Origin of the sequence: Corynebacterium humireducens NBRC 106098 = DSM 45392, from assembly GCF_000819445.1 — a bacterium.
GTDB classification, from domain to species: Bacteria; Actinomycetota; Actinomycetes; order Mycobacteriales; family Mycobacteriaceae; genus Corynebacterium; species Corynebacterium humireducens.
The window spans coordinates 2,647,689-2,674,025 of the sequence record NZ_CP005286.1 but is presented as its reverse complement, the minus strand read 5'-3'; the positions used below and the strand labels follow the sequence as shown (position 1 = coordinate 2,674,025).

Sequence of the window (26,337 nt, the reverse complement as noted above, 5' to 3'; positions counted from 1 at the left end):
GGACGGGTCAGGCCTGCTCGGCCCGCAGCAGCTCGGAGAACTTGTAGGTGCCGGTCGGGGCGTCGTCACGGTCCAGCAGGTAGAGGCGCTTCACGGCGACGACGACGGCCTCGGCCATCGCGTCCCGCACCGCCGGGTCGGTCAGCTGCGCGACGTCACCCGGGTTGGAGAGGTAGCCGAGGACGACCTCGACGGTCGGGGCCTGCGTGAAGCGCAGCATCTCCCAGGTGCGGGCGTGGGAGCCGCAGTTCTGCAGGTTGGTGCGGGCGACGATCTCGCGCTGGATGTAGCCGGAGAGGGTCTCACCGGTGAGGGAGCTGTTGCCGGTGTCGGAGCCGAAGTAGAAGGTGGCGATGCCGTTGGCCTTCTCGTTCGGGTAGTGGTCGCACTTGAGCGAGATGATGAGGTCGGCGCCGAAGGCGTTGGCGACGTCGGCACGCGCGGTCGCCGAGGGGTTGTCCATGCGGGGGCGGGACTTGATGGTCTCCATGCCGGCGGCGATCATGCGGCCCTCGATGCGGGAGGCGAGATCCCAGATGATCTCCTCCTCCGCGATCTGGCCGTAGGGGCCCTGCACGACGTGGCCCTTGTGGGAGCCGCCGAGGGCGGGGTCGATGACCACGCGCTTGCCGGCGAGCTTGGGGCCGGCGGTGCGGACCTGTTCGCGTTCGCGGATGGCGTGGGGGCTGCCGCCGGTGATGCGTCGGCCGAGCAGCTTGAGGGCGCGGATGGTCTCCGGGCCGCACACGCCGTCGTCCTGGAGGCCGGAGTTCAGCTGGAAGTTGGCCAGCGCCTCGTAGGTGCCGGGGCCGAAGTGGCCGTCGATGCGGTGGGAGTAGAAGCCCAGTTCCTGCAGCTGGTTCTGGAGCTGGGTGACGTCGTCGCCGACCAGCTCGTTGTTCGGCTGGTACGACAGGACGCGGCTGCCCAGGGCGTAGGAGGCGTGGCGGAGCTCCCGCAGCGTCATGTCGTCGATGTTGCCGGACGGCACGATGCCACGGGACTGCTGGAAGGCCTTGAGGACGTGGGACAGGCTCTCGTCGAAGAACTTGTCCTCCTCGGCGTACTTGTCCGAGAGGTCCGGCTCGTAGCCGGGGAGAAGGCCCAGGCGGGCGAGGGTGGAACGGGCCTCCGCCACCCGTGGGCTGCGGTCACCAACGCGAAACGTCTTGGTCACGGCGCTCCTTCCAGGGTCAGATGCTACAGATCCTATCCCAGCCGTCAGGAGTCGGCCGGTGCTGCACTAGGCCACTCAGGCTACCAGTTAGAGCAGCGGTTCCAGCTTCGCCATGATGTGGGAGCGGGGTCGGACGCCGATGAACTCGTCGACCTTCTCGCCGTCCTTGAAGTAGAGGACCGCCGGGATCGACATGATCTGGAACATGGCGCCGAGGGTGCGCTCCTCGTCGACGTTGACCTTCGCGACGGTCACGGTGTCGCCCAATTCCGCTGCTACCTCGTCCAAGACGGGGCTCAGCTTCTTGCAGGGGCCGCACCATTCGGCCCAGAAATCGACGATGACGGGCTTGTCGGAGTCGATGACGACCTCGCGGAAGTTGGCCTCGGTGACCTCGATGACATTACTCATGTGATTCTCCTTACAGTTTGCTTAGAGGGCGGCGAGATAGTGCTCAGCGTCGATGGCGGCGCGGCAACCGGAGCCGGCGGCGGTGACGGCCTGCTGGTAGTGGTCGTCGACAAGATCGCCGCAGGCGAAGACGCCCGGGGCGGAGGTCGCGGTGGACGGCTCGGACACCTTCACGTAGCCGCCCTCCTTCAGCTCGACCTGACCGTCGAGGAAACCGGAACGCGGGTCGTGGCCGATGGCGACGAACATCGCGGCGACCGGCAGCTCGGACAGCTCACCGGTGATCGTGTCGCGCAGCACGATGCCGCCGACCTTGTTGTCCTTCTCGATGACGTGGTCCACCACCTTGTTCAGGGCCCACTCGATCTTCTCGTTGGCGCGGGCCCGCTCCAGCATGATGGCGGACGCGCGGAACTCCTCACGACGGTGCACGATGGTCACCTTGTCGGCGAACTTCGTCAGGAAGGTGGCCTCCTCCATCGCGGAGTCACCGCCACCGATGACCGCGATCTCCTGGCCCTTGAAGAAGAAGCCGTCGCAGGTCGCGCACGAGGACACGCCGCGGCCCATGAGCTCGTTCTCACCCGGGACACCCAGCAGACGCGGGGCGGCGCCGGTGGCGAGGATGACGGTGCGGGCCTCGTGGACCTCGTCGCCCACGTGGATCCGCTTCACGGGACCGTCCAGCTCCACCTTGTCCACGAGCTCCATGCGCATGTCGGTGCCGAAACGCTCGGCCTGGCCCCGCATCTGCATCATCAGGTCCGGGCCCATGATGCCGTCCTGGAAGCCGGGGAAGTTTTCCACGTCGGTGGTGTTCATCAGCGAACCGCCGTACTCGTAGCCCTCGAACATGATGGGCTTGAGCTCTGCGCGCGCGGCGTAGATGGCGGCGGTGTAGCCGGCGGGGCCGGAACCGATGATGGCGACGTCGTGAACGGTCATTGATTCTCCTGTGGTGCGTGTACTGCTACTCAGCGCAAGTCTATGTGTCTGCCGTACTCAACGCTCCGTCACCGTGGAACATTCCCGCGCCAGCTCCGCGCGCAGCGCCTCCCGCGCCCGGTTGCGGCGCGACTTGATGGTCCCCGGCCGCACGCCCTCCCGCTCGGCGACGTGCCCGATCGTCCACCCCTCGATGTCGATGAGCCACAGCGCGCGCCGCTGGTCCGGGTGCAGACGCGCGAGCGACTGGTGCAGCTGCAGCGTCTCCTCCGTGCGGCTGATCGGGTCGGAGGCCAGCAGCGGGTTGATGTCGTGGGGGACGGCGCCGTCGTCAAGCGAGGGGACCTCGAGGTGACGGCGGTGATTGCGGAAGTCCCACCCCGAGTTCATCACCAGGCGGTGCAGCCAGGTGCTGAGCGAGGACTCGTGCCGCCACGTGTGGAGGCTGCAGCTCGCCTTGAACAACGCCTCCTGCAGGATGTCCTGTGCGTCGTCCTCGTTGTGCCCGTAGCGGCGCGCCACCCACAGCAGCCGCGCACGGTGCCTCTCGACGATCGTGGTGAAGGCCCGTAGATCCCCGCTGATGTAGTCGGCGACCAGGCGCCGGTCGGTCTGTGTCTGTGTCATTTTTCCCCCCGGAAAACACTGCTGACACAGCCATTGGAACCGATCCCCCGGGGGCCCGCCGGGCAGGTGGGACACCCCGCCCACCGGGGTGGGAGCTACCGCAGACCCACGACCTCGACCTCGGCGAGCACCGTCGACGCGGGGAACCACAGGAGCACTCCCCCGGCGGTCATCGGGCGGTCCAGCTCCAGGGTGGTGCGGCCCGCGCGGAGCTCACCGGAACCCAGCAGCGGCAGCCCCTCCGGGGAGTCGGCCACGGTGCCCTCCGTGAGGCCGTACACCTCGACCTCTCCCCCACCGGACTCGAAGAGCAGGGTGCGCAGTTCGGCGGGGTCGGCGAGCGACACCGTCACGCCCCCCTGCCCCGTCCACACGGTGTCCGGCGAACCGTCGGTGACCGCCGGGACGGAGGCCGTGGCGGGCTGGACGCGCGGCAGCGGACGTGGCGTGGTCTCGGTGGCGGAACCCTGAATGGAATCCTGGTTCACCGGGGTCGCCTCCCGGTCACCGCCGATGACGCTCACCAGGTAGGTGGTCAGCGCGGCGACGAGCAGGACGGCACCGATCGCCACCGTGGCGAGGAGCACCGTGGAGCCGCGGGAGTAGGACTTCGAGCCGAAACCGGCACGCTCGTCGGGGCGCGGCTCGACGTCCTCCTCGACCACCAGCTGCTCCTCCCCACCGGCGACGCCGCCGCGCTCCCGCAGGGTCGCCGCCAGGGCCGCCAGGTCGGTCTCCGCGTGGAGGTCCTCCTGGCCCAGCAGACGGAGGATGGAGCGGACGGAGGTGTGGTCGCGGTCGGGGGTGGCGTCGGGAAGCACGGCGGGGAAGGCGAGGACCGCCACACCGGACGTGGAGATGCGGATGCGGGCGTGGTTGTCCAGACCCAGCGGGAGGTCCTGCGCGGCGCCTTCCACCAGCGGGACGAGCGCGGCGGCGACGGCCTCCGGGTCGAGGTCCCCGCCCTCGGCGACGGCCCGCAGGGAGGAGCCCGGCACCCAGTCAGCCACGACGAGACAGCCGGCGCGGTAGGCCAGCACCTCGATGTTCTCGGCGACACCCGGCACCCCTGCCAGACGGCGCGTGCGGCGGGACACCTCGGCGGCGGCCCCCGCGGCGGCGGCCGGGGAGGCCGGGGCGAGCGGGGCGTTGCCCGAGGTGTCGACGAACGTCAGCGCCACCTCCCGGCCCGTCTCCTGCTCCTTCGCGTGCCAGAAGCGCGCGCCGGGCACGGAACCGTGGTCGGCGAGCAGACGGAAACGGCCGTCGGAGACCGGCGCACCCGGCACCAGACGCGGGCCGCGGACCACGCCGGCGGACATCGGGGCGGGCGCCGGTGAGGCGTTGAAGGCGTCCATGGCGACCAGCTGCGCGGACACCTCCTGCGGGTCGCTCGCGCCGACCTCGATGGCCTTGGACTGGTCGGGGCGGACGAAGCGGGACAGGCCCGGGATACGGGCGAAGGCACGGCCCAGGTTCTGCACCTCCGGCAGGCCGGAGAAGCTCAGCGCGACGCCCGTGGCGATGAGGAACACGATGCCCGAGATGCCCACCCGGATGAGCACGCCGAAGGAGCCCAGACCCGTCAGGGAGGGCAGCAGCCAGTCGACGAACAGCGCCACGGCCACACCGATGAGCGAGGCCGCGGAGGCCCACACCGTGGTGTGCAGCTGCGAACGGGTGCCCAGGTGGCCGAGCTTGCGGCGCAGCAGCAGCGCACCGATGACGGCGCCGGCGACGAAACCGAAGCCGTTGGCCGCACCGAGGAGCACGACCACGCGCGAGGGCGAGGACGCCACCATCGGGGCCAGCAGCGACAGGACGATCTTGGTGGCGGTGATGCCGGCGATGATGAAGGTCGGGGTCCAGGCCTCCTCACGCGCGTAGAACACGCGCAGGTGCAGCAGCACCAGGGCGTAGGGCAGCAGCGTGAAGGCGGAGAACGACAGCGTGAGTCCCAGCAGGATGCCGGACTCGGTGTCGAAGTTGCGGTACGCGAACAGCGCGACGCCGATGTCCGGGCCGAAGGCCGTGAAGAACACCACGATCGGGATGAGCGCGATGAACGTCAGCTTGGTGGCCATGCTGAGGTCACCGACGACGGCGCGGTCGTCGCCGTCCGCGGCGTGACGCGACAGGCGCGGCATGATCGCCGTGAGCAGGGTGACGCCGATGATGCCGTACGGCACCTGCAGCAGCAGCCAGTGCTGCTGGTAGATGAGCGGCGCGGCGGCGTCGTAGAGTGAGGCGATGCGGGTGGTGATGATGTAGCCCAGCTGGGAGACCGCCACGTAGGCGACGATCGCCACCGCCATGCCGCCGAACTGCTTGAGGCGCTCGTCGATGCCCCACAGGGGGCGCAGGTCGACGCCCGCCCGCCGCAGCGGCGGCACCATGATCGCGGCCTGGACGATGACGCCCAGCGTCGTGCCCAGGCCCAGCAGGAGGACGTGCGGGTCCATCACCCCGGAGGGCGCGGTCTCCCCCAGCTCGCCGGGCAGCAGCATGTACAGCAGCAGCACGGCGATGGAGACGACGTTGTTCGCCACCGGCGCCCACGCGCCCGGCCGGAAGATGCCGCGCGTGTTGAGCACCGCCATGAACAGCGCGAAGATGCCGTAGAAGAAGATCTGCGGGAGCAGCAGGAACGCGAACGAGGTCGACTGGACGACGTTGACCTCGCCGTCCGCGTCGAGCATCATCCGTGTCAGCAGTGGTGCGGCGATGACGGAGATGACCGTCACCACGATGAGCAGCGACGCCGACAACGTGAACAGGCGTCTGAAGAAGGCGGTGCCGTGGTCGGCGTCCTCCTTCTCCGCCCGCACCAGCACCGGCACCACCAGCGAGGTGAGCACGGCACCGAGGACCACCTCGGTGATGAGGTTCGGCAGGGTGTTTGCCGTGTTGAAGGCGGAGCCCACCGCGCCACCGAGGGTGACGGCGATGAGCAGGTTGCGCAGGAAGCCGGTGATGCGGGAGACGAGCGTGGCGATCGCCATCGAGCCGCCCGCCCGCACGACGTCAGCGTCGGAGGCCACGCCCGAGGACGCACCCGGGGTCTCCGGCGTGTCCGGCTCCGGGGCCCGCAGCCGGGACCTGTCCTCGACGGGTGCGGGGGGTGCCGCCCGTTGCTCCGGCACGGGGGCCGGCGGGGTGGCGGCGACGAAGCGGGAACGGAGATTTTCGCTCATGGTCATTTCTCATCTAGGGACGCCGGCGTCGACGGTGACGCCCGACGCGGAACAGCAGCGCGAGCGCCAGCCCCACCACGATGAGCAGGGCGACGCCGTAGGTGCCGACGATACCGGCACGTGTCTGCACTGTAATCTCCACCGGCGTCGAGATCGGGGACCCGTCGCGGGTGGCCAGCCACAGGCTCAGGTGCGTCTGGCTCTCCTCGGCGGGCAGGTCGGCCGTCAGCGGGACGGTGATCGAGCCGTGTGCCGGGATGTACACGTAGCCGTTCATCGCCAGCGTCGCGCCCTCCGGCCCGGAGTACGCCAGATCGGAGTCCACGGGCAGCGGCAGTCCGTTCTCCGCGACGATGAGCAGCGGGGAGCTTTCCGACGCCCGCGTGTACACGTTCCCCGGCGGGATGAGCGCCACGGAGCCGCGCAGCTCCTGGAGGGTCCGCCGGTTGGCGTCGAGGCGTTCGTCGGCGGCGCGGACGGCGTTGTCACGGGTCGCCAGGGAGCTTCTCGACGTCCCCGTGAGCGCCATCAGGATGTCGCGGCGCAGGGGCAGGGTGAAGTCGTAGCGGTCGAGCTGGATCGCCGGTTCGTTGACCATCATGCGGGTGAGGTCGTCGGTGTAGCGGGTCTGCTGCGCGGCGCGGAGCACCTCGGTGTCACTGACGGCCGCCGGGTCGGGCCACGGGCTGCCGAAGCGGGTGACGCCGACGGACGGCGGGGCCACGGGCTGCTGCTCCAGCCCCGGGGGCGGCGTCAGCGCGTCCGCGAGGGCGAGGGGGGTGGCGGCGGCGTCGTCGAGAAGCGTGGTGACGGTGCGCAGGAGGGTGCCGGCGGTGGGGACGTCGAGAAGCGGCGCCGGCATGACGAGGACCGGCTGCGGGCTCTGCGCCCAGTCGCCGGGCAGCGTCTGCTGGCGGACGGCGAGGCGGACGGCCGAGGCGGCGGTGACGGCGCGGGCGGCCGGGGAGTCGAGGCGGTAGTCGAAACGCCAGTCCGGGTGGGAGTAGCCCGTCGTGCGCGGCACGGGGCCCGTCGCGGCGAGCAGCGAACCGAGCGCCGGTGAGTAGGTCACGGCCGTGACGCCCGGGGCGAGAAGCGCGTGATTGTCCTGCTGCGGCACACCCCACACCGAGTTGGCGGCCACGAGGACACGCACCGGCGCACCCGGCGTCGGCGCGCCGGAACGGTCCGGGATGTGCGTCGACTCCAGCGACGTGTCCCCCACCCCGGCGGGCTGCGGCGTCAGCTCCGCGACGGCCGCCTCCCACGACTCCTCGACGGACACGGTCTGGTCCGCCCAGCCCAGCGCGGAGGCGGCCTGCTCGGTGACGTACCCGGACGGCGGGACGACGACGTTGCCCACCGGTGTCACCCCGAGCTCCTCCGCGAGCAGCTGCGGGCCGCGGGCGGTGGCCTCCCGGAACAGCCACTCGTCCTCGGTGGCGGCGACGGCGTTGACGTCCGCGTCGGCCCACGGCAGGGGCACGACGCACCCCGCCCCCTGCAGGCGCTCCAGCCAGGCGGCCGCGTCGGCGGCGCCCCGGCCCGGGACACCGGGGTCGGGTTCGTCGTCGGAGAACCAGCTGTCACGCAGGCGTTGGGTCTTCTTCGTCAGCGAGGGGCGCTCCCCGGCGACGGTGTACCCGGACCTCATCCGGGACACGGTGTCCACCAGCGCGGGATCCACCGCCAGGCAGGTGCCGCGCTGCTCGGTGGCGTAGACGTCGAGAAGCCCGCTCAGGCGCCCCCCGGGCGCGAGCTGACCCGCCAGCTGCTCGGTCTGCAGGATGAGCGGCGTCTCCTCGGCGGCGCGACCGGTCTCACCGGGCACGATGTCCACGGGGGCGGTCAGCGGCAGCAGCACCGTCAGGCCCGGGACCTGCGGGGCCGTGACGTCCTCGCCGCCCGCGGTGGGCGCCGGGGTGACGGTGACGAGCATCCGCTCGGTCGTCTCCCCCATCTGCAGGAGCAGCGGGAACGTGCCCTCCGGCAGGAACTCCGGTGGCAGGACCAGCGTCACCTCCCGGCGCTCCCCCGGACCCAGCTCCCCCGGCAGCTCCAGGCCCGGGCCGGCCCAGGGGTACGCGCCGGTGTCCAGCGCGAGGACCCGGCGGGCCTCCTCCACCGTCCACGTCGGATCGCCGCGCCGGGCACCGATGAACAGGTCGGAGACGGCCTCGTCGGAGGAGTTCGACACCGTGAGCACCAGCCGCATCTCCTCCCCCGCGCGGATGGTGTCGGGGGCACGGGTGACGTCGATACGCAGGTCGCCGGACTCCCCGGCACGGGCCATGGGGTTGACCCACGCCTCCCGGGTCTCCGGGGAGTAGGGGGTGGGGGCGGCGAGGACGGTGGGCGCGGACACGCACACGGCCGCCGCGGCGCACGCTGCGACCAGCGCCCGCGTCACCGTGGGGTCGCCCTTCCCGCGGCCTTCTCCTCCCGTGCCAGCTCCGGCAGGAGGTCATGGGCGGTGCGCGCCAGCTTGCGCTCGTCCGCGTAGGCCAGGTGCTCGATGAGCTCGGACACCGGGATCCACGCCACCTCGGTCACCTCCGGGTCATCGTCGTTGAGGTCGCCGTCGACGAAACGGAGCAGGTGGTGGTGCACCGTCTTGTGGATGCGCACCCCCTCGGAGACGAACCAGTAGTCGATGACGCCGAGGTCCGCGAAGGCCTCGCCGTACACGCCGGTCTCCTCCCACACCTCACGCTCCGCGGTGGCGCGGCGGTTCTCCCCCGGCTCCACGTGGCCCTTCGGCATCGACCACAGGAGACGTCCCCGGCGGTCCAGACGGCCGATCAGGGCGACGTAGATACGGCTGAGGTCGACCTCGCCGGCGTCGTTGACCGCCTCCGCCAGTCCGGAGACGACGAGGCCGCCCGCGGACGTTTCGTCGCGGGTGGCCATGCGGTTCTGCTGCGGGCGGTGCTGCTTCTGCGCCTTCTGCACCCGGTGCGGGTTCCGATTCGGGCGACGGCGACGCTTCTGCGGGGGGCGCTGGGAGGTCTTCGGCTCGCTCTTCTCACCAGTCTGCTGGGTCTGCTTCGACTGCTGCTGTCCCTGAGTTCCGGATCCACGACGACGCGAGCGGCGGCGACGCCGGCGCTTGGGGCCCTGGGGATCATTCTCAGTCATCCCCATGATCGTAACCGGTGGGACGACCTTTCGAAATTCCCAGGCCGCAGCGTGTCCCCGGTAGACTCAGCGGTTGTGAACGCGGACGAGTCCCTTACCCCCCTGGCCCTTCTCGCGCAGGCCGAGCGCACGATCGCCGGCCTGCAGGACGTCCTCGGCGACCTGGTCGCCGAGTTCCAGTCCCGCTCCCTACCTCTCTATCTGGTCGGCGGCTCGGTCCGCGACGCCATTCTCGGGCGCCTGGGTAACGACCTCGACTTCACCACGCCCGCCCGCCCCGACGTCATCTCCTCCATTCTGGAGGGCTGGGCCGGACACGTCTGGGACACCGGCATCGAGTTCGGCACCGTCTCCGCCGCGCACCGCGGCCAGCAGGTCGAGATCACCACCTTCCGCTCCGACTCCTACGACGGCGTCTCCCGCAACCCCTCCGTCATGTTCGGCGACACCCTGGAGGGCGATCTCATCCGCCGCGACTTCAAGGTCAACGCCATGGCCGTGGAACTGCTTGTCGACGACGCCGGGCAGCTCACCGCCCGCTTCCACGACCCCGTCGGTGGTCTGCAGGACCTCGTGGACCGCCGCCTGGATACCCCGGACGCCCCGGAGATCTCCTTCCACGACGATCCGCTGCGCATGCTGCGTGCCGCGCGTTTCGTCTCCCAGCTGGGCTTCGGCGTGGCCGACCGCGTGAAGGCCGCCATGACCGACATGGCCGGGGAGATCGGACGCATCACCGCCGAACGTATCCAGGTGGAGCTGGACAAGCTCATGCTCGGCGAGTCCCCGTGGACCGGCATGAACCTGCTCGTGCAGACCGGCATCGCCCGCCACGTGTTCCCCGAGATCCCCGCCATGCAGGACATGAAGGACGAGCACAACCAGCACAAGGACGTCTACGCCCACTCCATGCAGGTGCTCCGCCAGGCCATCGACCAGGAGGAGGACGGCCCCGACCTCGTGCTCCGCTGGGCGGCGTTGCTCCACGACTGCGGCAAGCCCGAGACCCGCTCCTGGAACGAGGAGGGGCGCGTCACCTTCCACCACCACGAGGTGGTCGGCGCGAAGCTGGTGCGCCGCCGCATGCGGGCGCTGAAGTACTCGAAGCAGATGGTCGGCGACGTCTCCCAGCTCATCTACCTGCACATGCGTTTCTACGGCTTCGGTGAGGGCCAGTGGACCGACTCCGCGGTGCGCCGCTACGTCACCGACGCCGGGGAACTGCTCCCCCGCCTGCACAAGCTGGTCCGCGCCGACTCCACCACCCGCAATAAGCGGAAGGCCGCCCGCCTGCAGCGCACCTACGACCACCTGGAGGAGCGCATCGCGGACATCGCCGCCCGTGAGGATCTCGCCCGCGTGCGTCCCGACCTCGACGGCAACGAGATCATGGAGATCCTCGGGCTGCCTGCCGGTCCCGACGTCGGCCGCGCATGGTCCTTCCTCAAGGAGCTGCGCCTCGAGCGGGGCCCCCTCGAGCGGGAGGAGGCCGTCGCGGAACTGCGGGCGTGGTGGGCCGCGCAGAACTGACGCGTTTGCAGAACCGTGCGGGGGGTGGGAAGCTGAACAGTCACAGGGTCAGCTGAGCGAGGGAGGTCGCACCCACCATGTCGATGTCTGATTTCTACGCCGATCGCCTGTTCAACGCCCTTGAGCGCAATGAGCCGGCGCCGGGCATGCTGCTCGTCGCCGCCCCGGGGATGCTGTCGGACGAGTTCAACCGTTCCGTCGTGCTCATCATCGAGCACAACGAGCACCTCACCTTCGGCGTGAACCTGGCGTCGCGCAGTGACCTGGCCGTGTTCAACGTCATGCCGGACTGGCTGCCGGCCGTCGCGAAGCCGCAGGCCCTCTACATCGGTGGCCCCCTCAACCAGCAGTCCGTCGTCGGTCTGGCGATGACCAAGGCGGGCGTCGACATGGAGACGGCCCCGCAGCTCAACCGCCTGGCCAACCGCCTCGCCCACGTCGACCTGCGCGCCGATCCCGGTGACATCGCCGAGCTCGTCGAGGGCATGCGTCTGTTCGCCGGTTACGCCGAGTGGGCGCCCGGCCAGCTCGACGGGGAGATCGACCGCGGCGACTGGTTCGTCACCCCGGCGCTGCCCACCGACGTCATCGTCCCGGGCCGCACCGACCTGTGGGGCGACGTCATGCGCCGCCAGCAGCCGCCGCTGCCGCTCTTCTCGACGTTCCCCGCCGACCTCATGGACAATTGACCCCCGCGTTCCCTGACGTCCGTGCCGGACTGCGGGACGCCTGGGCCGTCGCGCTCGGGCTGGTCCCCCTGGGGCTGGCCTTCGGCCTGCTGATGACGCAGGTGGGTTTCGCCTGGTGGTGGACGCCGGTCTTCTCGGTGCTCATCTACGCCGGGTCCATGGAGTTCCTGGCGGTCAACCTGGTGCTCGCCGGCGTCGGCCCCCTGTCGACGGCGCTGACCGCCTTCATGGTCAACTTCCGGCACATCTTCTACGGCCTCACCTTCCCCCGGCACCTCGTCCGGGGCCGGGCCGGCCGTGCTTACTCCACGTACTCGCTGACCGACGAGTCCTACGCCATCGCCTCCGCCCACCCTCCGCGCTCCGGTACGCAGGTGCTGACGATCCAGCTCTTCTGCCAGGCGATGTGGGTGGTGCCCGGCATCATCGGGGCGCTCGTCGGTGAGGTCATCCCGGCGGGCATCCAGGGCATGGAGTTCGCACTCGTCGCACTGTTCGTGGTGCTGGCGTGGGAGACCTTCCGGGGCAGCCGGGACCTCTCCCTGCCGCTGCTCGCCGGTGGCCTGGCACTCGTTGCCGGCCTGGTGCTCCCGGGGCAGATGCTCATGGTGGCGCTGAGCGCCTACTTCCTCGTCCTCATCGGCCGGCACCTCTCCCCCGCCCTGGACCGTCGCCTGGAGTGGAGGGTCTGATGTACGGGCTTCCCGAGGGGGTCACCCTCACCCAGACGTTGGCGGTCCTGCTGCCCATCGGGGTGGTCACGGTGGCGCTGCGCTGGCTGCCCTTCGCCTTTGTCAGGGCGCTGCGCGACAACCAGTTCTTCGGTCTGCTCGCCCGGATGATGCCGGTGGGAGTGATGACCGTGCTGGTGGTGTACACGCTCCTCGGGCAGCGTTCGGCGCCCGGTGGCCTGGCGGCGGCCCTCATCGGGGTCGCGGTGACCCTGGGGCTGCACGCCTGGCGGCGGGACTCTGGGCTCTCGATCCTCGGAGGAACCCTGGCCTACATGGGCCTGGTCAACCTCGTCTTCTAGCTGAGTCCGGTCAGCCGAGCTTCGGGAAGGCCGCCACGGCCTCCGCCCACAGGCCCTCGAACTCCTCCGGGCTGAGGAGACGGTGCTCGATGTCCGGGAAGTCGGCGTAGGTGTCCGGGTGCGGCACGACCGGGTTGGGGGCCTGCGCCAGGCCGGCGGAGGTGTCCTGGGTGGCGCCGCCGCGGATCGTCTCGGAGGGGTCCAGCTCGATGATGCGGATCATGGTGCAGGTCTGCGCGTCCCGCGGCAGGAGTTCTGCCACATGAATCACAGAACCCGCCCCCGGGATGCTCATGTCGATGCGTACGTGGATGTTTTGTTTCACGTGAAACATCGTAGGGGGCGGGCGTCGAAAAGCAATCAGGAGTGCAGGACCACCGGCTTGCGGGGCGGTGCCTGGCGGGCGTAACGCGCCGCCAACCAGGAGCACATCATGAGCTGCACCTGGTGGAAGATCATCAGCGGCAGGATGAGCAGACCGATGCTCGCGCCGCCGAAGATGACCGACGCCATCGGCAGGCCGGTCGCGAGCGACTTCTTGGTGCCGCAGAACTGGATGGCCTTCATGTCCTTCTGGTTGAAGCCCAGCTTCTCCGCGGAGAAACGGGTCAGCCACAGCATGATGGCGACCAGGACGATCGAGAAGACGATGAGGAAAACGATCTGCCCCACCGACACATCCGACCAGACGCCGGCGACCATGCCCGCGGAGAACGCCGAGTACACGACCATGGTGATCGAGCCGCGGTCTACGATCTTCGTGGCCTTGTTCGCGGCGAAGCCCTTGACCCAGCGGCGCAGGACCTGGCCCAGGACGAAGGGCAGGAGGAGGAGCACGGCGATGTCGATGAACACCTGCGTGTCCACGTGGATCGTGCCCGCCCCCGACATGAGCAGCATCACCAGCAGCGGCGTGAGGAACACACCCGCCAGGTTCGAGGCGCTGGCCGCGACGATCGCGCCGGCGTAGTTGCCCTTCGCGATCGACGTGAACGCCACCGAGGACTGCACGGTCGAGGGCACCAGCGTCATGAAGAGGATGCCCAGGTACATGTCCTCGCCGATCAGCCCGCCGAGGGGGCGCAGGGCCACGCCGATGACCGGGAACACCAGGAACGTGAACGCCAGGATGAGCAGGTGCAGCCGCCAGTGCAGGAGACCCTTCACCGCCTCCTGCGTCGACAGGCGGGCGCCGTAGAGGAAGAAGAGGAACGCGATGGCGATGTTCGTCGCAGTGGAGAACCACTCCGCGAAGTCGCCGCGGGCGGGCACGATGATCGCCACCACCACCGCCGCGATGATGAGAAGGATGAGCGGGTCAGTCCGCCTGAGAAGGGACAACATGTCTTGGAGTTTACGGCGCGTCCTACCATGGGGCACATGACGCTACTTTTCTCGCCGCTGCGCCTGCGCGATCTGGAGATCCGCAACCGGGCGTGGATGCCGCCCATGTGCCAGTACCACGCCTTCGATTCCGACGGCACCCCCGAGGACTGGCACCTCGTCCACTACGGCGCCCGCGCCGCCGGCGGTTTCGGCCTCCTCATCGCGGAGGCGACCGGCGTGGTCCCCGAGGGGCGCATCTCCCCGCTCTGCACCGGCCTGTGGAACGACCGCCAGGAGAAGGCCTGGGCGCGCATCGTCCAGTTCGTCCACGCGCAGGGCGCGAAGATGGGCATCCAGCTCAACCACGCCGGTCGCAAGGCGTCCACCACCCCCTGGCGTCCGGGCCTGGGCGAGGGCACCGTCCCCGTCGGCCACGGCGGCTGGCACACCATCGGTCCCTCCGCCGTCGCGCAGGAGGGTCTCGACGCGCCCCGCGAGATGAGTGCCGAGGAGATCGCGGCGATCCCCGGTCAGTTCGCCGCCGCCGCCGAACGTGCGGTGCGGGCGGGTTTCGACACCGTCGAGATCCACGGCGCCCACGGCTACCTGCTCCACCAGTTCCTCACTCCCCTGGCGAACCGGCGCACCGACGAGTGGGGCGGCTCCTTCGAGAACCGCACCCGCCTCTTCCTCGCCGTCGTCGCGGCGGTGCGGGCGGTCATCCCGGAGGGCATGCCGCTGCTGGTGCGCATCTCCGCCACCGACTGGATCGACGGCGCATGGGACCTCGAGCAGTCCGTGCGTCTCGCCGCACTGCTTCGCGACGCCGGTGTCGACCTCATCGACGTCTCCACCGGCGGTGCCGCCCCGGCGAAGATCCCCACCGGCCCCGGTTTCCAGGTGCCCTTCGCGGAGACGATCCGCCGGGAGGCCGGCATACCGACGGCCGCCGTCGGCATGATCACCGAACCGGAGCAGGCCGAGGAGATCCTCCGGGAGGACCGGGCCGACGTCATCCTCATCGGCCGCGCGGCCCTCCGCGAGTCCGGGTGGGCGCTGCGTGCCGCCCACGAGCTCGGACTGGAGCGGGGCGAGATCCCCTACCCCGGCTCCTACTGGCGCGCTACTTGGAGACGTTGAGCGTGCCGCCGCTCTGCGAGACCTTCGCCGGGTAGAGCGGGTCCCGGGACGGGCCCGAGATGACCGAGCCGTCCGCGATGTGGAAGATCGAGTTGTGGGCGGTGCACCTCACGGTGTCCCCCTCCACCTCGGTGATGGGGCTGCGCTGGTGCGGGCAGGTCTGGGAGTAGGCGACGTACGTGCCCTCGACCGGCTGTGCAATGATGAAGCCGTCGAAGATGGTGGCGCTGCCCACCGGGACGTCGGCCGCCGCGATCTCGGCGTCGGGTTCGCTACCGCAGGCGGCGAGGAAGGCACCCGCGAAAGTCGTCGCGGTGCCGAGCAGGAACATGCGTCGTGAGCAGGTGATGGAATCAGACATACCCACAGTATGCCCGTGTCGGCGCTGTCGGGGAGTCGTTCTGAGAGCTCCGGTCCCCCACTATTGATGTCTTACAGAATGGTGTGGCACGGGAATTGTGGTGCCCCATGATTGACGTGACTTATTTGTGACGTAATTGGTTGGCTTCTGGGTGGCTTTGTTGGGAATTACGTCACTGTGACGTAGGTGGTCCCCTGTCCTATGGTCTCGGGGACTGGCGGTGGAGTGGGGACTCTGCAACTTCACGTGGACTCCACCTCCCAGCCAGTGAAACTACACAAACCGGACCTGCTCTGCGTCGGGCATTCTCTCGGTCATTGGACGCGGCCGGAGAGAGCTCCTCGGTAGTGATCCGCAGCATCCACCACTTCCCCGGCCTCGAGTGGAATGACAATCTCCGGGGCGTGCCCTGCGTCCCCCCATCCCGCAGCTGGCCGTGGCCGTCTGCCCTGTGATCCACCGCAGTGATGCCAGCGGGCTGGCCCTAGCGCCCCATTTGCTGCCCCTCAGTGTCGGTCATTTCCGGGAGCCGCCGGTCACCAGTGCCTTGCGTGGATGTCGGTTCCGCTCCCCCACCCTTCTGGAGAGCAGACGGCCGCGCCATCCTCGCTGGGGAAGGATGGCGCGGCCGTCTGCTGCTTACAGGATCTCCCTCCGCTGCGAGCCCAGCAGCCCGAGGCCCATGAGCGCCATCGCGCCGAGACCCATCCAGAGGTGTGTCGTCCATTCGCCACTGGTGGAGCTCACCGGGTACTCGAACGGCGAGAGGTCGATCATCCACTGCGGGGCGCTGAGGATCGGACCGAAGAGGGTGAGTACCGCGGCGCTGACGACCGGGGCCCAGGCGAGGTGCGTCAGGCGCGGCACCCAGCCGACGAGCAGTACCGCGACTGCAGTGAGCAGAAGCGCGGGAGCCAGTTGGGACCAGGCCGCCGGCACCAGGTTGTCGTAGTCCACGGAGGTGGTGGACTCCTGGGTCCACAGACCGACTGCTCCCCCACCGAGGATGGCGAGTGTGCCGAGCAGTACGCCCCCGACGCTCACCGCGGTGACAGATGCGAGGGGAACCCAGCGGCGGAGGCCGGTGGATCTCTGCAGATCGACGGTGCGGTCGAGCTCGCCCGCCCGGTGTCCGACGATGACCTGGATACCGTAGGTGGCGACGAGGATGCCGCAGAGCTTGGCGGTGTAGGCGATGAACTCCGCCTTCATGTCGCCTTCCCCGAAGATGTCCTTGAAGATCTGCCCGACGTTCGCCTCCGTCTCCATCCATCCGCTGAGCGATCCGGTGAGCGCGATGATGAAGGCGGCGAGGACCGCGATGACGACCGCCCAGGCGAGCACCGTCCCGCGGTGGAGGACGGAGGCGAGGTGCACCGGACCGTGGATGCGGCGGGCACGGGTGCGGGTGAAGGTGGGTAGGGTGACGAGGGCACGTCCGTACTCCCTGTACCGCTCGGCCCACAGGAGGAGCCCGCCCACTCCCGCGCAGAGGAGGGCGAGGAGCACGATGCTGCGCCAGTCATCCGCCACATAGGGGTGGACGACGGTCTTCCATCCCAGCGGTGACACCCAGTTGAGCCACCCGAATTCCTCGGAGTCGGCGACTGAGCGGGCGATGAAGGAGCCCGCCACCGTCAGCAGAGCGATCCGTGTGACGGATGCCGGGTTGTCCACGAAGAGGAGCACCAGGTGCGCCAGGAGCGTGGAGCCGATCATGGTGAGGGCGATGACCGCCCCGGAGCTCACGGCACCCCCGATAGGCATCTCCTCGACGTAGAGGGAGGAGAGCCACAACACGCCGGCACTGCCGAGCCCGACGATGAGTGCGGCGATGACAGTGGTCACGAGGGCCGCAGCGGCGGGTGCCATCCGGCTGATGCCGGTGGACAGCTGGAGTTCGGTGAGACCGAGCGCCTCGGATCTTCGGTGCACGCCGACGAAGAGGAGCACGCTCATGACGGAACCCAGGATGATCATCATCGACCCCGCCTCCCACATGACGATCTGGCCGAGGGTGGGCGGATCCTCGAGTGGTCCCCACAGAGCCACCATTCCGGCGTTCTGCTGCATGCCCAGGAGGAAGGAGTGGCGGTCCGCGGGCGTCGGATAGTAGTTCTGGTACGCGGGAGGGAAGATCGCGAACACCGCCCAGAGCGACAGGCTCCAGATGATGAGGAAGGTGCGCCGCAGTCGGAGGTTGAGCCGGATCATGATTCGTCTCCGTAGTGCTGGAGGAACATGTCCTCGAGGCTGGCGGGCGTGGAGGTGACGTCCACTCCCCCGGCGTCGAGAACGAGCCGCAGGATTCGTGGCACCTCATCGCGGGCGGTGGTGATGCGGAAGGTGTCGTCGCGCCACTCGGCACCCGGCAGGGCGGCGAGCGCCGATGTTTCACGTGAAACCCGCGCGGTGATTTCGTGGGCGGACAGGTGCCTGAGCTTCTCGACGCTCCCCGACTCCGCCGCCCGCCCATCGCGGATGATCGTCACGTGGTCGCAGAGCTTCTCCACTTCGCTCATGATGTGGCTCGAGAGGAGGACCGTGGCCCCCCTGTCGCGCTCGCGCGTGAGCTCCCGGACGAAGACCTGCTCCATGAGGGGGTCGAGGCCGGCCGTGGGTTCGTCGAGAATGAACACGTCCGCCCCGGTGGACAGGGCCGCCACGAGACTCACTTTCCGACGGTTGCCCGTTGAGTAGTCCCGCGTCTTCTTGTCGGGATCCAGCTTGAAGGCCTCGATGAGTTCCTCCTCGCGGTCCCGATCCGTGGGGCGTCCGCGGAGCGATTCCAGGGCGCGGAACACCTCGCGTCCCGTGAGGGTGGGCCACAGCGCCACGTCCCCCGGGATGTATCCGACCCGCCGGAGGATGGAGGGGTGCCGGCGCGGGTCCTTCCCCAGCACTCGCGCGGTGCCCGACGTCGGGTGCAGTACGCCCAGAAGGATGCGGATCGTGGTCGACTTGCCGGAGCCGTTGGGGCCGAGAAATCCGTGGATCGTCCCCTCCTCCACGGACATGGTGAAGTTGTCGAGAGCCCGGAAGGTGCCGAACTTCTTGGTCAGGCCGGTGACCTCAATGACTGGATGTTTCACGTGAAACTCCCCCTTCCATGAGTTCTGCGATTTCCTCGAGAAAGATCTCGATGAACCGCTGTTGGTTGGGGTGCGGATAGGCCTTGGAGAGCAGGGTCATCACTCCCGGCGTGCGGAGGATGGGCCGTATCGTCTGCCGCCACGCGCGGTGGTTGACGCCCCAGTCCGGGCCGAAGACGGCGCGGTAGCGCGCCAGCTCCGTCGAGAAGCGGGCCTCAGCATCCTCCTTGGACATGCCCGGAAGAGAGTCGAAGAAGTGGTAGATGTCCACCGTCGCCTCCAGTCGCTCGGGCGTGAATCCGGTGAGCCAGTCGTCAATGAGCGCGGCCGCGAAGGGGATGCGGACGGCCACCTCCATGGCGCGCCGTTCGATCTCGAAGGAGGGCCGTGCCTCGGCAGAGAGCCGCGGCCCCACCTGGTCGTAGAAGCGGGACAGGCGCTCCGGAACGGAGTACGGCAGGGGGTCGCTCGTGTCCCCCGCCTCGTGTTGCCTCCGCAACTCCCGGAGTCGACCTCGCCTCCGTTCCAGCTCCTCGATCTGTGCGTCGATCCCGGCCTCGGCGGCAGCGAGCTCCTCGTCGAGGCTCATGTCGGGATTGTGCAGCAGCTCCCGCACTGTCCCCAGACTGAGCCCGGATTCAGACAGATGTCGAATGCGGACCAGGCGGACGGCGTGGTCGAGGGAGTAGTCCCGGACCCCCGGATTTGTGGGCACCGGCAGCAGCCCCTCATGGTGGTAGTGACGGATCGCCCGGGGGGTGGTTCCCACGAGATCCGCCAGATCCTTGATCTTCATGACCCCAGGATGCACTGTGACGTTACGTCGCTGTCAAGGGTCGGCGTGTCCGGTGGCCCGCGCGCGTCGCAAAGAAAAACGCCCCCGCACATTGCGGGGGCGTCTGTCGTGGAACCTAGCGGGTGGCCGCCTTCATGGCGGAGACGAACTCGTGGAGCTCGCCCTTGAGGGCGGCCATGTCGGTGACGCGGCCCGGCTCCGGGTGCTCGCCCTCGACGTAGCGGTTGATGATCTTGGTGATCGCGGAACCGGAGATGGCGCCCGCCGCGCCGGCCGCGATGGCGTCGGCGACGTGTGCCGGGGTGGAGATGCCGAAGCCGAGGAGGATCGGTGCGCCCCCGAAGCGGCGGACGTTCTCCACCACCTCGGACAGGCCGGTCACCGAGGACTCGCGCTCGGTGCCCGTGACGCCGTCGCGGGAGATGGCGTAGATGTAGCCGCGCGAGTGGGCGGCGACCCCCTCGAGGGTCCTCTCGGCGGCCTGGGCCGGGGCGATGAAGATCGGGTCGATGCCGGCGGCCTCGGCGGCGGCGATGAAGGGGGCACCCTCCCGGACGGGGACGTCGGGGATGAGGATCGAGTCGGCGCCCGCCTCCGCGAACTCGCGGTAGAAGCTGTCCAGGCCGCGGGTGAAGGGGACGTTGCCGTAGATGAGCATGCCGATCGGCAGGTCGGGGAACTCGGCGCGGATGGTGCGGATCTGGTTCAGGGCGTCGTCGACCGTCACTCCCCCGTCGAGGGCGCGGATGTGGGAGGTCTGGATCGTCGGGCCGTCGGCGACCGGGTCGGAGAAGGGGACGCCGAGCTCGAGGGCGTCGGCACCCGCCTCCACGACGGTGCGCACGATCTCGAGGGCGTCGGCCGGGGTGGGGTCACCCAGCATGAGGAAGGGGACGAAGGCGCCCTCCCCCTTCTCCGCGAGGTCGGTGAAGAGCTTCTCGTAACGGGTGGACATGGCTACTGGGCCTCCTCAAGGGTGCGGCGGACGTGGTCGACGTCCTTGTCTCCGCGGCCGGACAGGGACACGAGGATGGTGATGTTCTCGTTGTTCTCCTCCGCCAGGCGGGCGCGCTTGAGGGCGTAGGCCATGGCGTGGGAGGACTCGAGGGCGGGGATGATGCCCTCGTGGAGTGCGAGCGCCTGGAAGGCGTCGAGGGCCTCCCGGTCGGTGATGCCCACATAGGTGGCGCGGCCGGTGGCGTGGAGGTGTGCGTGCTGCGGGCCGACGCCGGGGTAGTCGAGGCCGGCGGAGATGGAGTAGGACTCCTCCACCTGACCGTCGGAGTTGCGCATGAGGTAGCTGCGCGCGCCGTGGAGGATGCCGATCTGCCCGGCGTTGATGGTGGCGCCGTGCTTGCCGGAGTCCAGCCCCAGGCCGCCCGGCTCGACGCCGACGAGCTCGACGCCCTCCTCGTCGATGAACTCCGCGAACATGCCGATGGCGTTGGAGCCGCCGCCGACGCAGGCGACGACGACGTCGGGCAGGCCCCCGGTGCGCTCGAGCATCTGCGCCTTGGCCTCCTCGGAGATGACGCGGTGGAACTCGCGGACGATCGTCGGGAAGGGGTGCGGGCCGGCGGCGGTGCCCAGGAGGTAGTGGGACTCGTGGAAGGTGGCGGTCCAGTCGCGCAGCGCCTCGCTCACGGCGTCCTTGAGGGTGCCGGAGCCGGTGGCCACCGGGATGACGGTGGCGCCCATGAGCTTCATGCGGAACACGTTGGGCTGCTGGCGCTCGACGTCCTTGGCGCCCATGTAGATGACGCACTCGAGGCCGAGGAGGGAGCAGGCCAGCGCCGTGGCGGTGCCGTGCTGGCCGGCGCCGGTCTCGGCGATGATGCGCTTCTTGCCCATGCGCTTGGCCAGCAGGGCCTGGCCGATGACCTGGTTGGTCTTGTGCGCGCCGCCGTGGACGAGGTCCTCCCGCTTGAGGAAGATCCGCGCGTGGCCGCGCCCCTCCCCCTCCTGCGGCAGGTTCGAGCACTCGGTGAGCGGGGTGGGGCGACCGAGGTAGTCGCGGAGGTAGGTGGCCAGTTCCTCGCGGAAGGCCGGGTCGTTCTGGGCGTCGACGAAGGCCTGCTCCAGTTCGTCGAGCGCCGGGATGAGCGACTCGGGGACGAACTGTCCGCCGAATTCGCCGAAGTAGGCGGGCAGGATGGTCGCGCCGCCGTCGCGGTCGGTGGAGGTGGTCATGGGTATCGTTCCTATTCGTAGCTGAATGCGCGGATGGCGGCGAAGACGGTGCGCAGGGCCCCGGCGTCCTTGCGGCCGGCCCACTCCCCTGCTCCGGCGGGGTACTCCACGCCGGAGTTGAGGTCGAGGCCGAGGCAGCCGACGGTGAGTGCCTCGTGCAGGTTGGCGGGGGCCAGGCCGCCGGCGAGGAGGGACTTCTGCGTGACTCCGGCGGGGATGGTGGACCAGTCGAAGGCGGTGCCGGTGCCGCCGTCCCCGGAGTCGAGGACGAGCATGTCCACTGCGTTGGCGTCGGCGAGGGCCAGGGCGGTCTCCACTCCCCCCTCGGAGGTCATGGACACCGCGCGCCACACCTCGACGCCCGCGGGCACCTCGGCGCGGACCGCGGCGATGAGCTCGCGCTCGGCCTCCACGGAACCCTGGAGCGGGGCGTGGATCTGCACGGCGCTCACGCCGTCCAAGCACAGCTCCGCGTAGCCGGAGGTGCGGCGGGAGACGGCCACGTACCTCAGGCCCGGCTCGGCACCGATGATCTGCTGCGCGGTTTCACGTGAAACATTGCGCGGGGAGGCCTCCTCGAAGATGAGGCCGCCGTACACGGCGCCCGCCGCGGCAGCCGCCTGGGCGGCCGAGGGGGAACCCAGACCGCAGACCTTGTTCGGGCCGTAGACCAGGGAGCGGGCCGCGAGATCGATGTCCGGCTGGGAGGTCAGCTGCGAACCGACGAGGAAGCCGTTGGAGTGGGCGCCAAGCCGGCGGACGGTCTCGCTGTCGCGGATACCCGACTCGGAGACCACCACGGCGTCCTCGGGCACGAGCTGCGCCAGCCGACCCGAGCGGCCGAGATCGATGGACAGGTAGTGGAGGTTGCGGTGGTTGACGCCGATGATCTTCGCGCCCAGACGCAGGGCGCGCTCGGTCTCCTCCTCGTCGATGACCTCGGTGAGGATGTCCAGGTTGTACTCCCCCGCCACGGCTGCCAGCGCCGTGTACTCCTCGTCGCTGAGGACGGAGAGCATCAGCAGGATGGCGTCGGCGCCGAAGTAGCGGGCGGCGTGGATCTGGACCTCGTCGATGATGAAGTCCTTGCACAGCACCGGCAGGTGCGTCGAGGAGGCGACGGTGGCCAGGTGGTCGTAGTCGCCGCCGAAGCGGTCCGGCTCGCAGAGCACGGAGATGCCGCAGGCGTAGCGGGAGTAGACGCGCGCGATGGCGCCCGGCTCGTAGTGCTCGCGGATCATGCCGAGCGACGGCGAGGCCGACTTGCACTCCATGATGAAGCGGTTGCCACCGCGGCCGTCGGCACGCAGGGCGTCGTACAGCGAGCGGGTGGACGGCGTGAGCGAGGCGAGATCGACGTGGGCGATGCGTTCCCGGATCCCCGGGAGATGGCCGCGACGGCCCTCGACGATGCTCTCCAGAACGGTGGGCAGCTTAGACACTGTAATCAGTCCCCTCATGAGTGGTGATCCAGTCCTGGACTGTACCGTCCTCCAGCAGGCGCAGAGCCAGATCGGTGCCCTCGCGGAGGCTGTCCGCGCGGGAGTTGAGATAGAACATCGCGCCCGCGTTGACGGCGACGGCGTTGCGGTGCGCGACCGGGCCGGTGCCGTCGAAGATGGCGCGCATGTGGCGGGCGTTCTCCTCACCGTCACCGCCCGTCAGGTCCTCCAGGGAGCACTTCTCGACGCCGAGATCCTCCGGCGTGATCTCGTAACGCTCGATCGAGCCGTCCTCCTTCAGCTCCCATACGGTGGTGGTGCCGTGGACGGCGATCTCGTCGGTGCCGGCCCCGTGGACGACGAGCGCGCGTGAGCGGCCGAGCTCACGGAACACCTCGGCGAGCATCTGGCCGTGGCCCGGGTTGGCCACGCCCATGATCTGGAACTCCGGGCGCACCGGGGACAGCAGCGGGCCGAGCACGTTGAAGAGGGTGGGCAGCTTCAGCGCCTTGCGCACCGGCTGCGCGTGGGCGATCGCCGGGTTGTACGCCGGGGCGAAGAGGAAGGTGAAGTTGGACGCCTCGAACTGGCGGACCGCACGGTCCGGGTCGAGGTCCAGCGGGATGTTGAGGGCCTCGAGGACGTCCGCGGAACCGGACCTGGAGGACACGGAGCGGTTGCCGTGCTTGACCACCTTGAGGCCACCCGCGGCGGCCAGGAGGGAGGCGCCGGTGGTGATGTTGATGGTGTTGGCGCCGTCGCCACCCGTGCCGGCGGTGTCGAGCACCCCCTCCCCCGACACCGGGAAAGGACGGCCCGCGTTGAGGAAGGCCTTGGCGGCGCCGGCGATGTCGGCGAAGGTCTCGCCGCGGGTGCGGATCGTCGCCAGCAGCGCGGCGATGTGGACGTCGTCGTACTCACCGATGGTCATCGGGGTGAAGACCTCGACGGCCTCCTCGACGCTCGGGGCCTTGTTGTCCAGGAACCGCAGCAGGGTCTGCAGGGTATCGGGGTTGGTCACGGGAGGGTCCTTTCGGTGAGCAGCTGCTCGACGCAACGGTTGAGGATGATGGGCCCCGACGGGCTGAGCACGCTCTCGGGGTGGAACTGGAGGCCGATCGCCCGGTCCATGGCGGCGGCCATGATGACGTCGCCGACCCGGGTGTCCGTGGTGGCGAGCGTCGTCACGCCCTCCGGCGCCGTGACGCAGCCGAGCGAGTGGTAGCGCGCGACCGGGACGAGGCGGCCGACCTCGCCGGGGATCTCCGCGTCCACGGCCAGGCCCGCGAACACCGGGGAGTCGACGCCGGCGTCGGTGAGTTCCATCGGCAGGGAGACGCCGTGGACGGGACCGCAGGGCTCGACCGTGCCGCCGTGGTGCTCGATGAGCGCCTGGAAGCCGAGGCAGATCCCGAGCAGCGGAATCTCGCCGAGCACGCGGTCGACGAGCTCGAGCAGGTTGCCGGCGTCCGCGGGGTAGCCGGGCCCCGGGGAGAGGCAGATGAGGTCCGGTTCCGCGGCGAGGATGTCCTCGACGGCGACGCTGTTGCGGAACACGGTGCACCGGTGGCCGGCCTCCGCGAAGGCGTCGACGAGGTTGTAGACGAAGCTGTCGTGGTTGTCGACGAGCACGATGTGAGTCATCGGATGACCTCCAGGGTCGAGTCGGCGGCGAGCGCGATGGCGTTGAGGACGGCGTAGGCCTTGTGCAGGGTCTCATCGGCCTCGGACTGCGGGCTGGAGTCACGGACGACGCCCGCCCCGGCCTGCACGTGGGCGACGCCGTCCTGGACGAAGGCGGAGCGGATCACGATGCAGTTGTCCATCGTGCCGTCCCCCTTGAGGTAGCCGATGGCACCGCCGTAGGAGCCGCGGCGCTGCTTCTCGACGCCCCGCAGCAGCTCCATCGCCCGGATCTTCGGCGCCCCTGAGAGGGTGCCCATGTTCATGCACGCCCGGTAGGCGTCGAAGGCGTCGAGCGACGGGTCGAGAGTGGCGGTCACCCGCGACACGAGGTGCATGACGCGGGAGTAGCGGTCCACCTGGAGGAGGTCGGCGACGCGGCGGGTGGCGGGGACGGCGACGCGCGCGAGGTCGTTGCGGGCGAGGTCGACGAGCATGGTGTGCTCGGCGATCTCCTTGGCGTCGGTGCGCAGCTCCAGCTCCATGCGGATGTCGAGCTCGTCGTTGATGGTGCCGTCCGGGTTCATGCCGCGCGGGCGGGTGCCGGCGATCGGGTAGAGCTGCACCTCGCGGGTGTCGGCGTCGAACTTGAGGTTCGACTCGGGGGACGCGCCGAACAGCTCGAAGGGGCGGCCGTTGGTGCCGGTGCCCCGCTGGTAGAACATGTAGGGGCTGGGGTTGGTCTCGCGCAGCTGGCGGTACGCGGCGAAGGCGTCGGGGCAGGGCGCGGTGAAGGTGCGGGCCGGGACGACCTGGTAGATGTCGCCGTTGTGGATGTTGGCCTTGAGGTCCTCCACGTGGGCGCAGAACTTCCTGTCGTCGATGTCGGCCTCGACGCGCAGCACGTCCTCCGGGTGGTGCTCGACGTCGTAGGTGGGCACGTCGGCGTCGATGAGCGTGGCGAGTTCCGCGATCCGTGCCTCGAGGTCGGCGGCGTCGGCGAAGGTGACGCCCGTGAGCTGGGCGGTCTGGTCCTCGTGGTTGATGTGCAGCACGATCTCGGCCAGCACGAACTGGTAGTCGGGGTAGGTGTTCGGCCCCTCCCCCACCGGCGGCAGCTCCTCGAAGGTCTCGAGGAAGTCGAAGGCGATGCCGCCGGCCAGCAGCGGCAGGGTGTCGGTGCGGTAGCCGGCGTCCCGCGTGAGGGCGCGCAGCGGCTCGACGGGGCTGACGGCGGTGAGGCGTTCCCGCTCGTCCACGGCGGTGGTCTGCGGGAACGTGAACGTGTCGCGGCCGTAGTCGGCGAGCTGCTCGTTGAGCTTCCCGACGATCACCTCCCCCGACGGTGTCAGCGCCTCCGCGGTCACGGTGTGGCCGGTGCACGTCAGGCGCACGGAGGAGGTGAGGACCGCCATCGAGGAGATGCCGGAGCGGGTGGTGATGTCCGCCGATTCCAGGAGGAGGGAATCCGGGGCGGCCGTGCCGCCGATGTGGGCGAACAGGCCGGAGGCGTCCGGGTGGTAACGGACGTCCCTGGTGACGATGTTCGGGGAGCTCATACGGGCCTTTCGGTGGGAGTGTGCCCCGCAGGCTCGACCGTCAAAAAAGGCCCGCGGCGCTTCA

24 protein-coding genes are annotated in these 26,337 nt (G+C 69.6%); 5 read left to right on the top strand and 19 right to left on the bottom strand.

The genetic code is table 11. From position 1 onward, the window contains the following. Positions 1 to 7: 7 nt before the first annotated feature. The 7 genes from B842_RS12975 to B842_RS13795 form a co-directional block, all read right to left on the bottom strand. Positions 8 to 1,177 carry an N-acetylmuramoyl-L-alanine amidase gene (locus B842_RS12975; protein ID WP_040087124.1) on the bottom strand — a complete coding sequence of 390 codons (1,170 nt, stop codon included), beginning with the start codon at positions 1,175 to 1,177 and terminating at the stop codon, positions 8 to 10. A gap of 87 nt (positions 1,178 to 1,264) precedes the next feature. Then, the gene (gene trxA / locus B842_RS12970) at positions 1,265 to 1,588 is read right to left on the bottom strand and encodes a thioredoxin (RefSeq protein ID WP_040087122.1); all 324 of its coding nucleotides are present in this window, start codon (positions 1,586 to 1,588) and stop codon (positions 1,265 to 1,267) included. A gap of 21 nt (positions 1,589 to 1,609) precedes the next feature. After that, entirely contained in the window at positions 1,610 to 2,533 is a 924-nt protein-coding gene (gene trxB / locus B842_RS12965) for a thioredoxin-disulfide reductase (RefSeq protein ID WP_040087120.1), read from the bottom strand. A gap of 57 nt (positions 2,534 to 2,590) precedes the next feature. Further along, complete coding sequence (locus B842_RS12960; protein WP_040087118.1) at positions 2,591 to 3,160, bottom strand: RNA polymerase sigma factor; 570 nt, start codon at positions 3,158 to 3,160, stop codon at positions 2,591 to 2,593. Positions 3,161 to 3,255: 95 nt separating this feature from the next. After that, positions 3,256 to 6,360: a murein biosynthesis integral membrane protein MurJ gene (gene murJ / locus B842_RS12955; RefSeq protein ID WP_040087117.1), complete on the bottom strand. Its 3,105-nt coding sequence runs from the start codon at positions 6,358 to 6,360 to the stop codon at positions 3,256 to 3,258. 7 nt (positions 6,361 to 6,367) lie between these two features. Next, positions 6,368 to 8,764, bottom strand: a complete 2,397-nt coding sequence (locus B842_RS12950; protein ID WP_052437954.1) for a DUF6049 family protein — start codon at positions 8,762 to 8,764, stop codon at positions 6,368 to 6,370. After that, the gene (locus B842_RS13795; RefSeq protein ID WP_373277293.1) at positions 8,761 to 9,498 is read right to left on the bottom strand and encodes an NUDIX hydrolase; all 738 of its coding nucleotides are present in this window, start codon (positions 9,496 to 9,498) and stop codon (positions 8,761 to 8,763) included. The genes B842_RS12950 and B842_RS13795 overlap by 4 nt, the downstream gene beginning before the upstream one ends. A 45-nt stretch (positions 9,499 to 9,543) precedes the next feature. Between B842_RS13795 and B842_RS12940 the strand changes: the two genes are divergently transcribed. The 4 genes from B842_RS12940 to B842_RS12925 all read left to right on the top strand — a co-directional run bounded on the left by B842_RS12940 (position 9,544) and on the right by B842_RS12925 (position 12,744). Then, positions 9,544 to 11,022: a CCA tRNA nucleotidyltransferase gene (locus B842_RS12940; protein ID WP_156119525.1), complete on the top strand. Its 1,479-nt coding sequence runs from the start codon at positions 9,544 to 9,546 to the stop codon at positions 11,020 to 11,022. Positions 11,023 to 11,105: 83 nt separating this feature from the next. Next, positions 11,106 to 11,711 carry a YqgE/AlgH family protein gene (locus B842_RS12935; RefSeq protein ID WP_040087754.1) on the top strand — a complete coding sequence of 202 codons (606 nt, stop codon included), beginning with the start codon at positions 11,106 to 11,108 and terminating at the stop codon, positions 11,709 to 11,711. Then, positions 11,708 to 12,403, top strand: a complete 696-nt coding sequence (locus B842_RS12930) for an AzlC family ABC transporter permease (protein ID WP_040087113.1) — start codon at positions 11,708 to 11,710, stop codon at positions 12,401 to 12,403. The genes B842_RS12935 and B842_RS12930 overlap by 4 nt, the downstream gene beginning before the upstream one ends. Continuing rightward, entirely contained in the window at positions 12,403 to 12,744 is a 342-nt protein-coding gene (locus B842_RS12925) for a branched-chain amino acid transporter permease (protein WP_040087112.1), read from the top strand. Before B842_RS12930 ends, B842_RS12925 begins: the two co-directional genes overlap by 1 nt. Before the next feature lie 10 nt (positions 12,745 to 12,754). Here B842_RS12925 and B842_RS12920 read toward each other — a convergent pair whose 3' ends face one another. Beyond that, entirely contained in the window at positions 12,755 to 13,078 is a 324-nt protein-coding gene (locus B842_RS12920) for a hypothetical protein (RefSeq protein WP_040087110.1), read from the bottom strand. Positions 13,079 to 13,104: 26 nt separating this feature from the next. Then, positions 13,105 to 14,088, bottom strand: coding sequence for a bile acid:sodium symporter family protein (locus B842_RS12915; protein WP_040087109.1), 984 nt, complete (start codon positions 14,086 to 14,088; stop codon positions 13,105 to 13,107). A 36-nt stretch (positions 14,089 to 14,124) separates the two neighbouring features. On the opposite strand from B842_RS12915, the gene B842_RS12910 reads away from it, so the two are divergent. Further along, positions 14,125 to 15,210 carry an NADH:flavin oxidoreductase/NADH oxidase gene (locus B842_RS12910; protein WP_040087753.1) on the top strand — a complete coding sequence of 362 codons (1,086 nt, stop codon included), beginning with the start codon at positions 14,125 to 14,127 and terminating at the stop codon, positions 15,208 to 15,210. Here B842_RS12910 and B842_RS12905 read toward each other — a convergent pair. The 10 genes from B842_RS12905 to B842_RS12860 form a co-directional block, all read right to left on the bottom strand. Then, the gene (locus tag B842_RS12905; protein ID WP_040087108.1) at positions 15,194 to 15,571 is read right to left on the bottom strand and encodes a Rieske (2Fe-2S) protein; all 378 of its coding nucleotides are present in this window, start codon (positions 15,569 to 15,571) and stop codon (positions 15,194 to 15,196) included. The two genes, B842_RS12910 and B842_RS12905, sit on opposite strands and share 17 nt — an antisense overlap. Positions 15,572 to 16,210: 639 nt before the next feature. After that, entirely contained in the window at positions 16,211 to 17,785 is a 1,575-nt protein-coding gene (locus B842_RS12900; RefSeq protein ID WP_040087107.1) for a hypothetical protein, read from the bottom strand. Beyond that, complete coding sequence (locus B842_RS12895; RefSeq protein WP_040087106.1) at positions 17,782 to 18,663, bottom strand: ABC transporter ATP-binding protein; 882 nt, start codon at positions 18,661 to 18,663, stop codon at positions 17,782 to 17,784. Before B842_RS12895 ends, B842_RS12900 begins: the two co-directional genes overlap by 4 nt. Continuing rightward, positions 18,644 to 19,459 (bottom strand): MerR family transcriptional regulator, encoded by an 816-nt coding sequence (locus B842_RS13315; protein ID WP_052437953.1) that lies wholly within the window; start codon positions 19,457 to 19,459, stop codon positions 18,644 to 18,646. Before B842_RS13315 ends, B842_RS12895 begins: the two co-directional genes overlap by 20 nt. A gap of 115 nt (positions 19,460 to 19,574) precedes the next feature. Then, the gene (trpA, locus tag B842_RS12885; RefSeq protein ID WP_040087104.1) at positions 19,575 to 20,414 is read right to left on the bottom strand and encodes a tryptophan synthase subunit alpha; all 840 of its coding nucleotides are present in this window, start codon (positions 20,412 to 20,414) and stop codon (positions 19,575 to 19,577) included. 2 nt (positions 20,415 to 20,416) lie between these two features. Then, positions 20,417 to 21,649, bottom strand: coding sequence for a tryptophan synthase subunit beta (trpB, locus tag B842_RS12880; protein ID WP_040087103.1), 1,233 nt, complete (start codon positions 21,647 to 21,649; stop codon positions 20,417 to 20,419). Between the two features lie 11 nt (positions 21,650 to 21,660). Then, positions 21,661 to 23,097, bottom strand: coding sequence for a bifunctional indole-3-glycerol-phosphate synthase TrpC/phosphoribosylanthranilate isomerase TrpF (gene trpCF / locus B842_RS12875; RefSeq protein WP_040087751.1), 1,437 nt, complete (start codon positions 23,095 to 23,097; stop codon positions 21,661 to 21,663). After that, positions 23,084 to 24,112 (bottom strand): anthranilate phosphoribosyltransferase, encoded by a 1,029-nt coding sequence (trpD, locus tag B842_RS12870; protein WP_040087102.1) that lies wholly within the window; start codon positions 24,110 to 24,112, stop codon positions 23,084 to 23,086. Before trpD ends, trpCF begins: the two co-directional genes overlap by 14 nt. Further along, a complete protein-coding gene (locus B842_RS12865; RefSeq protein ID WP_040087101.1) occupies positions 24,109 to 24,735 on the bottom strand; it encodes an anthranilate synthase component II in 627 nt (208 codons plus the stop codon). The genes trpD and B842_RS12865 overlap by 4 nt, the downstream gene beginning before the upstream one ends. Continuing rightward, complete coding sequence (locus B842_RS12860) at positions 24,732 to 26,273, bottom strand: anthranilate synthase component 1 (RefSeq protein ID WP_040087099.1); 1,542 nt, start codon at positions 26,271 to 26,273, stop codon at positions 24,732 to 24,734. The genes B842_RS12865 and B842_RS12860 overlap by 4 nt, the downstream gene beginning before the upstream one ends. Positions 26,274 to 26,337: the final 64 nt, after the last annotated feature.

Coding starts and splice junctions, on each gene's coding strand:
- trxA (WP_040087122.1), bottom strand. CDS start 1,588: ATGAGTAATGTCATCGAGGTCACCGAGGCCAACTTCCGCGAGGTCGTC.
- B842_RS12900 (WP_040087107.1), bottom strand. CDS start 17,785: ATGATCCGGCTCAACCTCCGACTGCGGCGCACCTTCCTCATCATCTGG.
- B842_RS12935 (WP_040087754.1), top strand. CDS start 11,106: ATGTCTGATTTCTACGCCGATCGCCTGTTCAACGCCCTTGAGCGCAAT.
- B842_RS13795 (WP_373277293.1), bottom strand. CDS start 9,498: ATGGGGATGACTGAGAATGATCCCCAGGGCCCCAAGCGCCGGCGTCGC.
- B842_RS12960 (WP_040087118.1), bottom strand. CDS start 3,160: ATGACACAGACACAGACCGACCGGCGCCTGGTCGCCGACTACATCAGC.
- B842_RS12925 (WP_040087112.1), top strand. CDS start 12,403: ATGTACGGGCTTCCCGAGGGGGTCACCCTCACCCAGACGTTGGCGGTC.
- B842_RS12915 (WP_040087109.1), bottom strand. CDS start 14,088: ATGTTGTCCCTTCTCAGGCGGACTGACCCGCTCATCCTTCTCATCATC.
- B842_RS12910 (WP_040087753.1), top strand. CDS start 14,125: ATGACGCTACTTTTCTCGCCGCTGCGCCTGCGCGATCTGGAGATCCGC.
- B842_RS13315 (WP_052437953.1), bottom strand. CDS start 19,459: ATGAAGATCAAGGATCTGGCGGATCTCGTGGGAACCACCCCCCGGGCG.
- B842_RS12920 (WP_040087110.1), bottom strand. CDS start 13,078: ATGTTTCACGTGAAACAAAACATCCACGTACGCATCGACATGAGCATC.
- B842_RS12865 (WP_040087101.1), bottom strand. CDS start 24,735: ATGACTCACATCGTGCTCGTCGACAACCACGACAGCTTCGTCTACAAC.
- B842_RS12860 (WP_040087099.1), bottom strand. CDS start 26,273: ATGAGCTCCCCGAACATCGTCACCAGGGACGTCCGTTACCACCCGGAC.
- trpB (WP_040087103.1), bottom strand. CDS start 21,649: ATGACCACCTCCACCGACCGCGACGGCGGCGCGACCATCCTGCCCGCC.
- B842_RS12905 (WP_040087108.1), bottom strand. CDS start 15,571: ATGTCTGATTCCATCACCTGCTCACGACGCATGTTCCTGCTCGGCACC.
- murJ (WP_040087117.1), bottom strand. CDS start 6,360: ATGACCATGAGCGAAAATCTCCGTTCCCGCTTCGTCGCCGCCACCCCG.
- trpA (WP_040087104.1), bottom strand. CDS start 20,414: ATGTCCACCCGTTACGAGAAGCTCTTCACCGACCTCGCGGAGAAGGGG.
- trxB (WP_040087120.1), bottom strand. CDS start 2,533: ATGACCGTTCACGACGTCGCCATCATCGGTTCCGGCCCCGCCGGCTAC.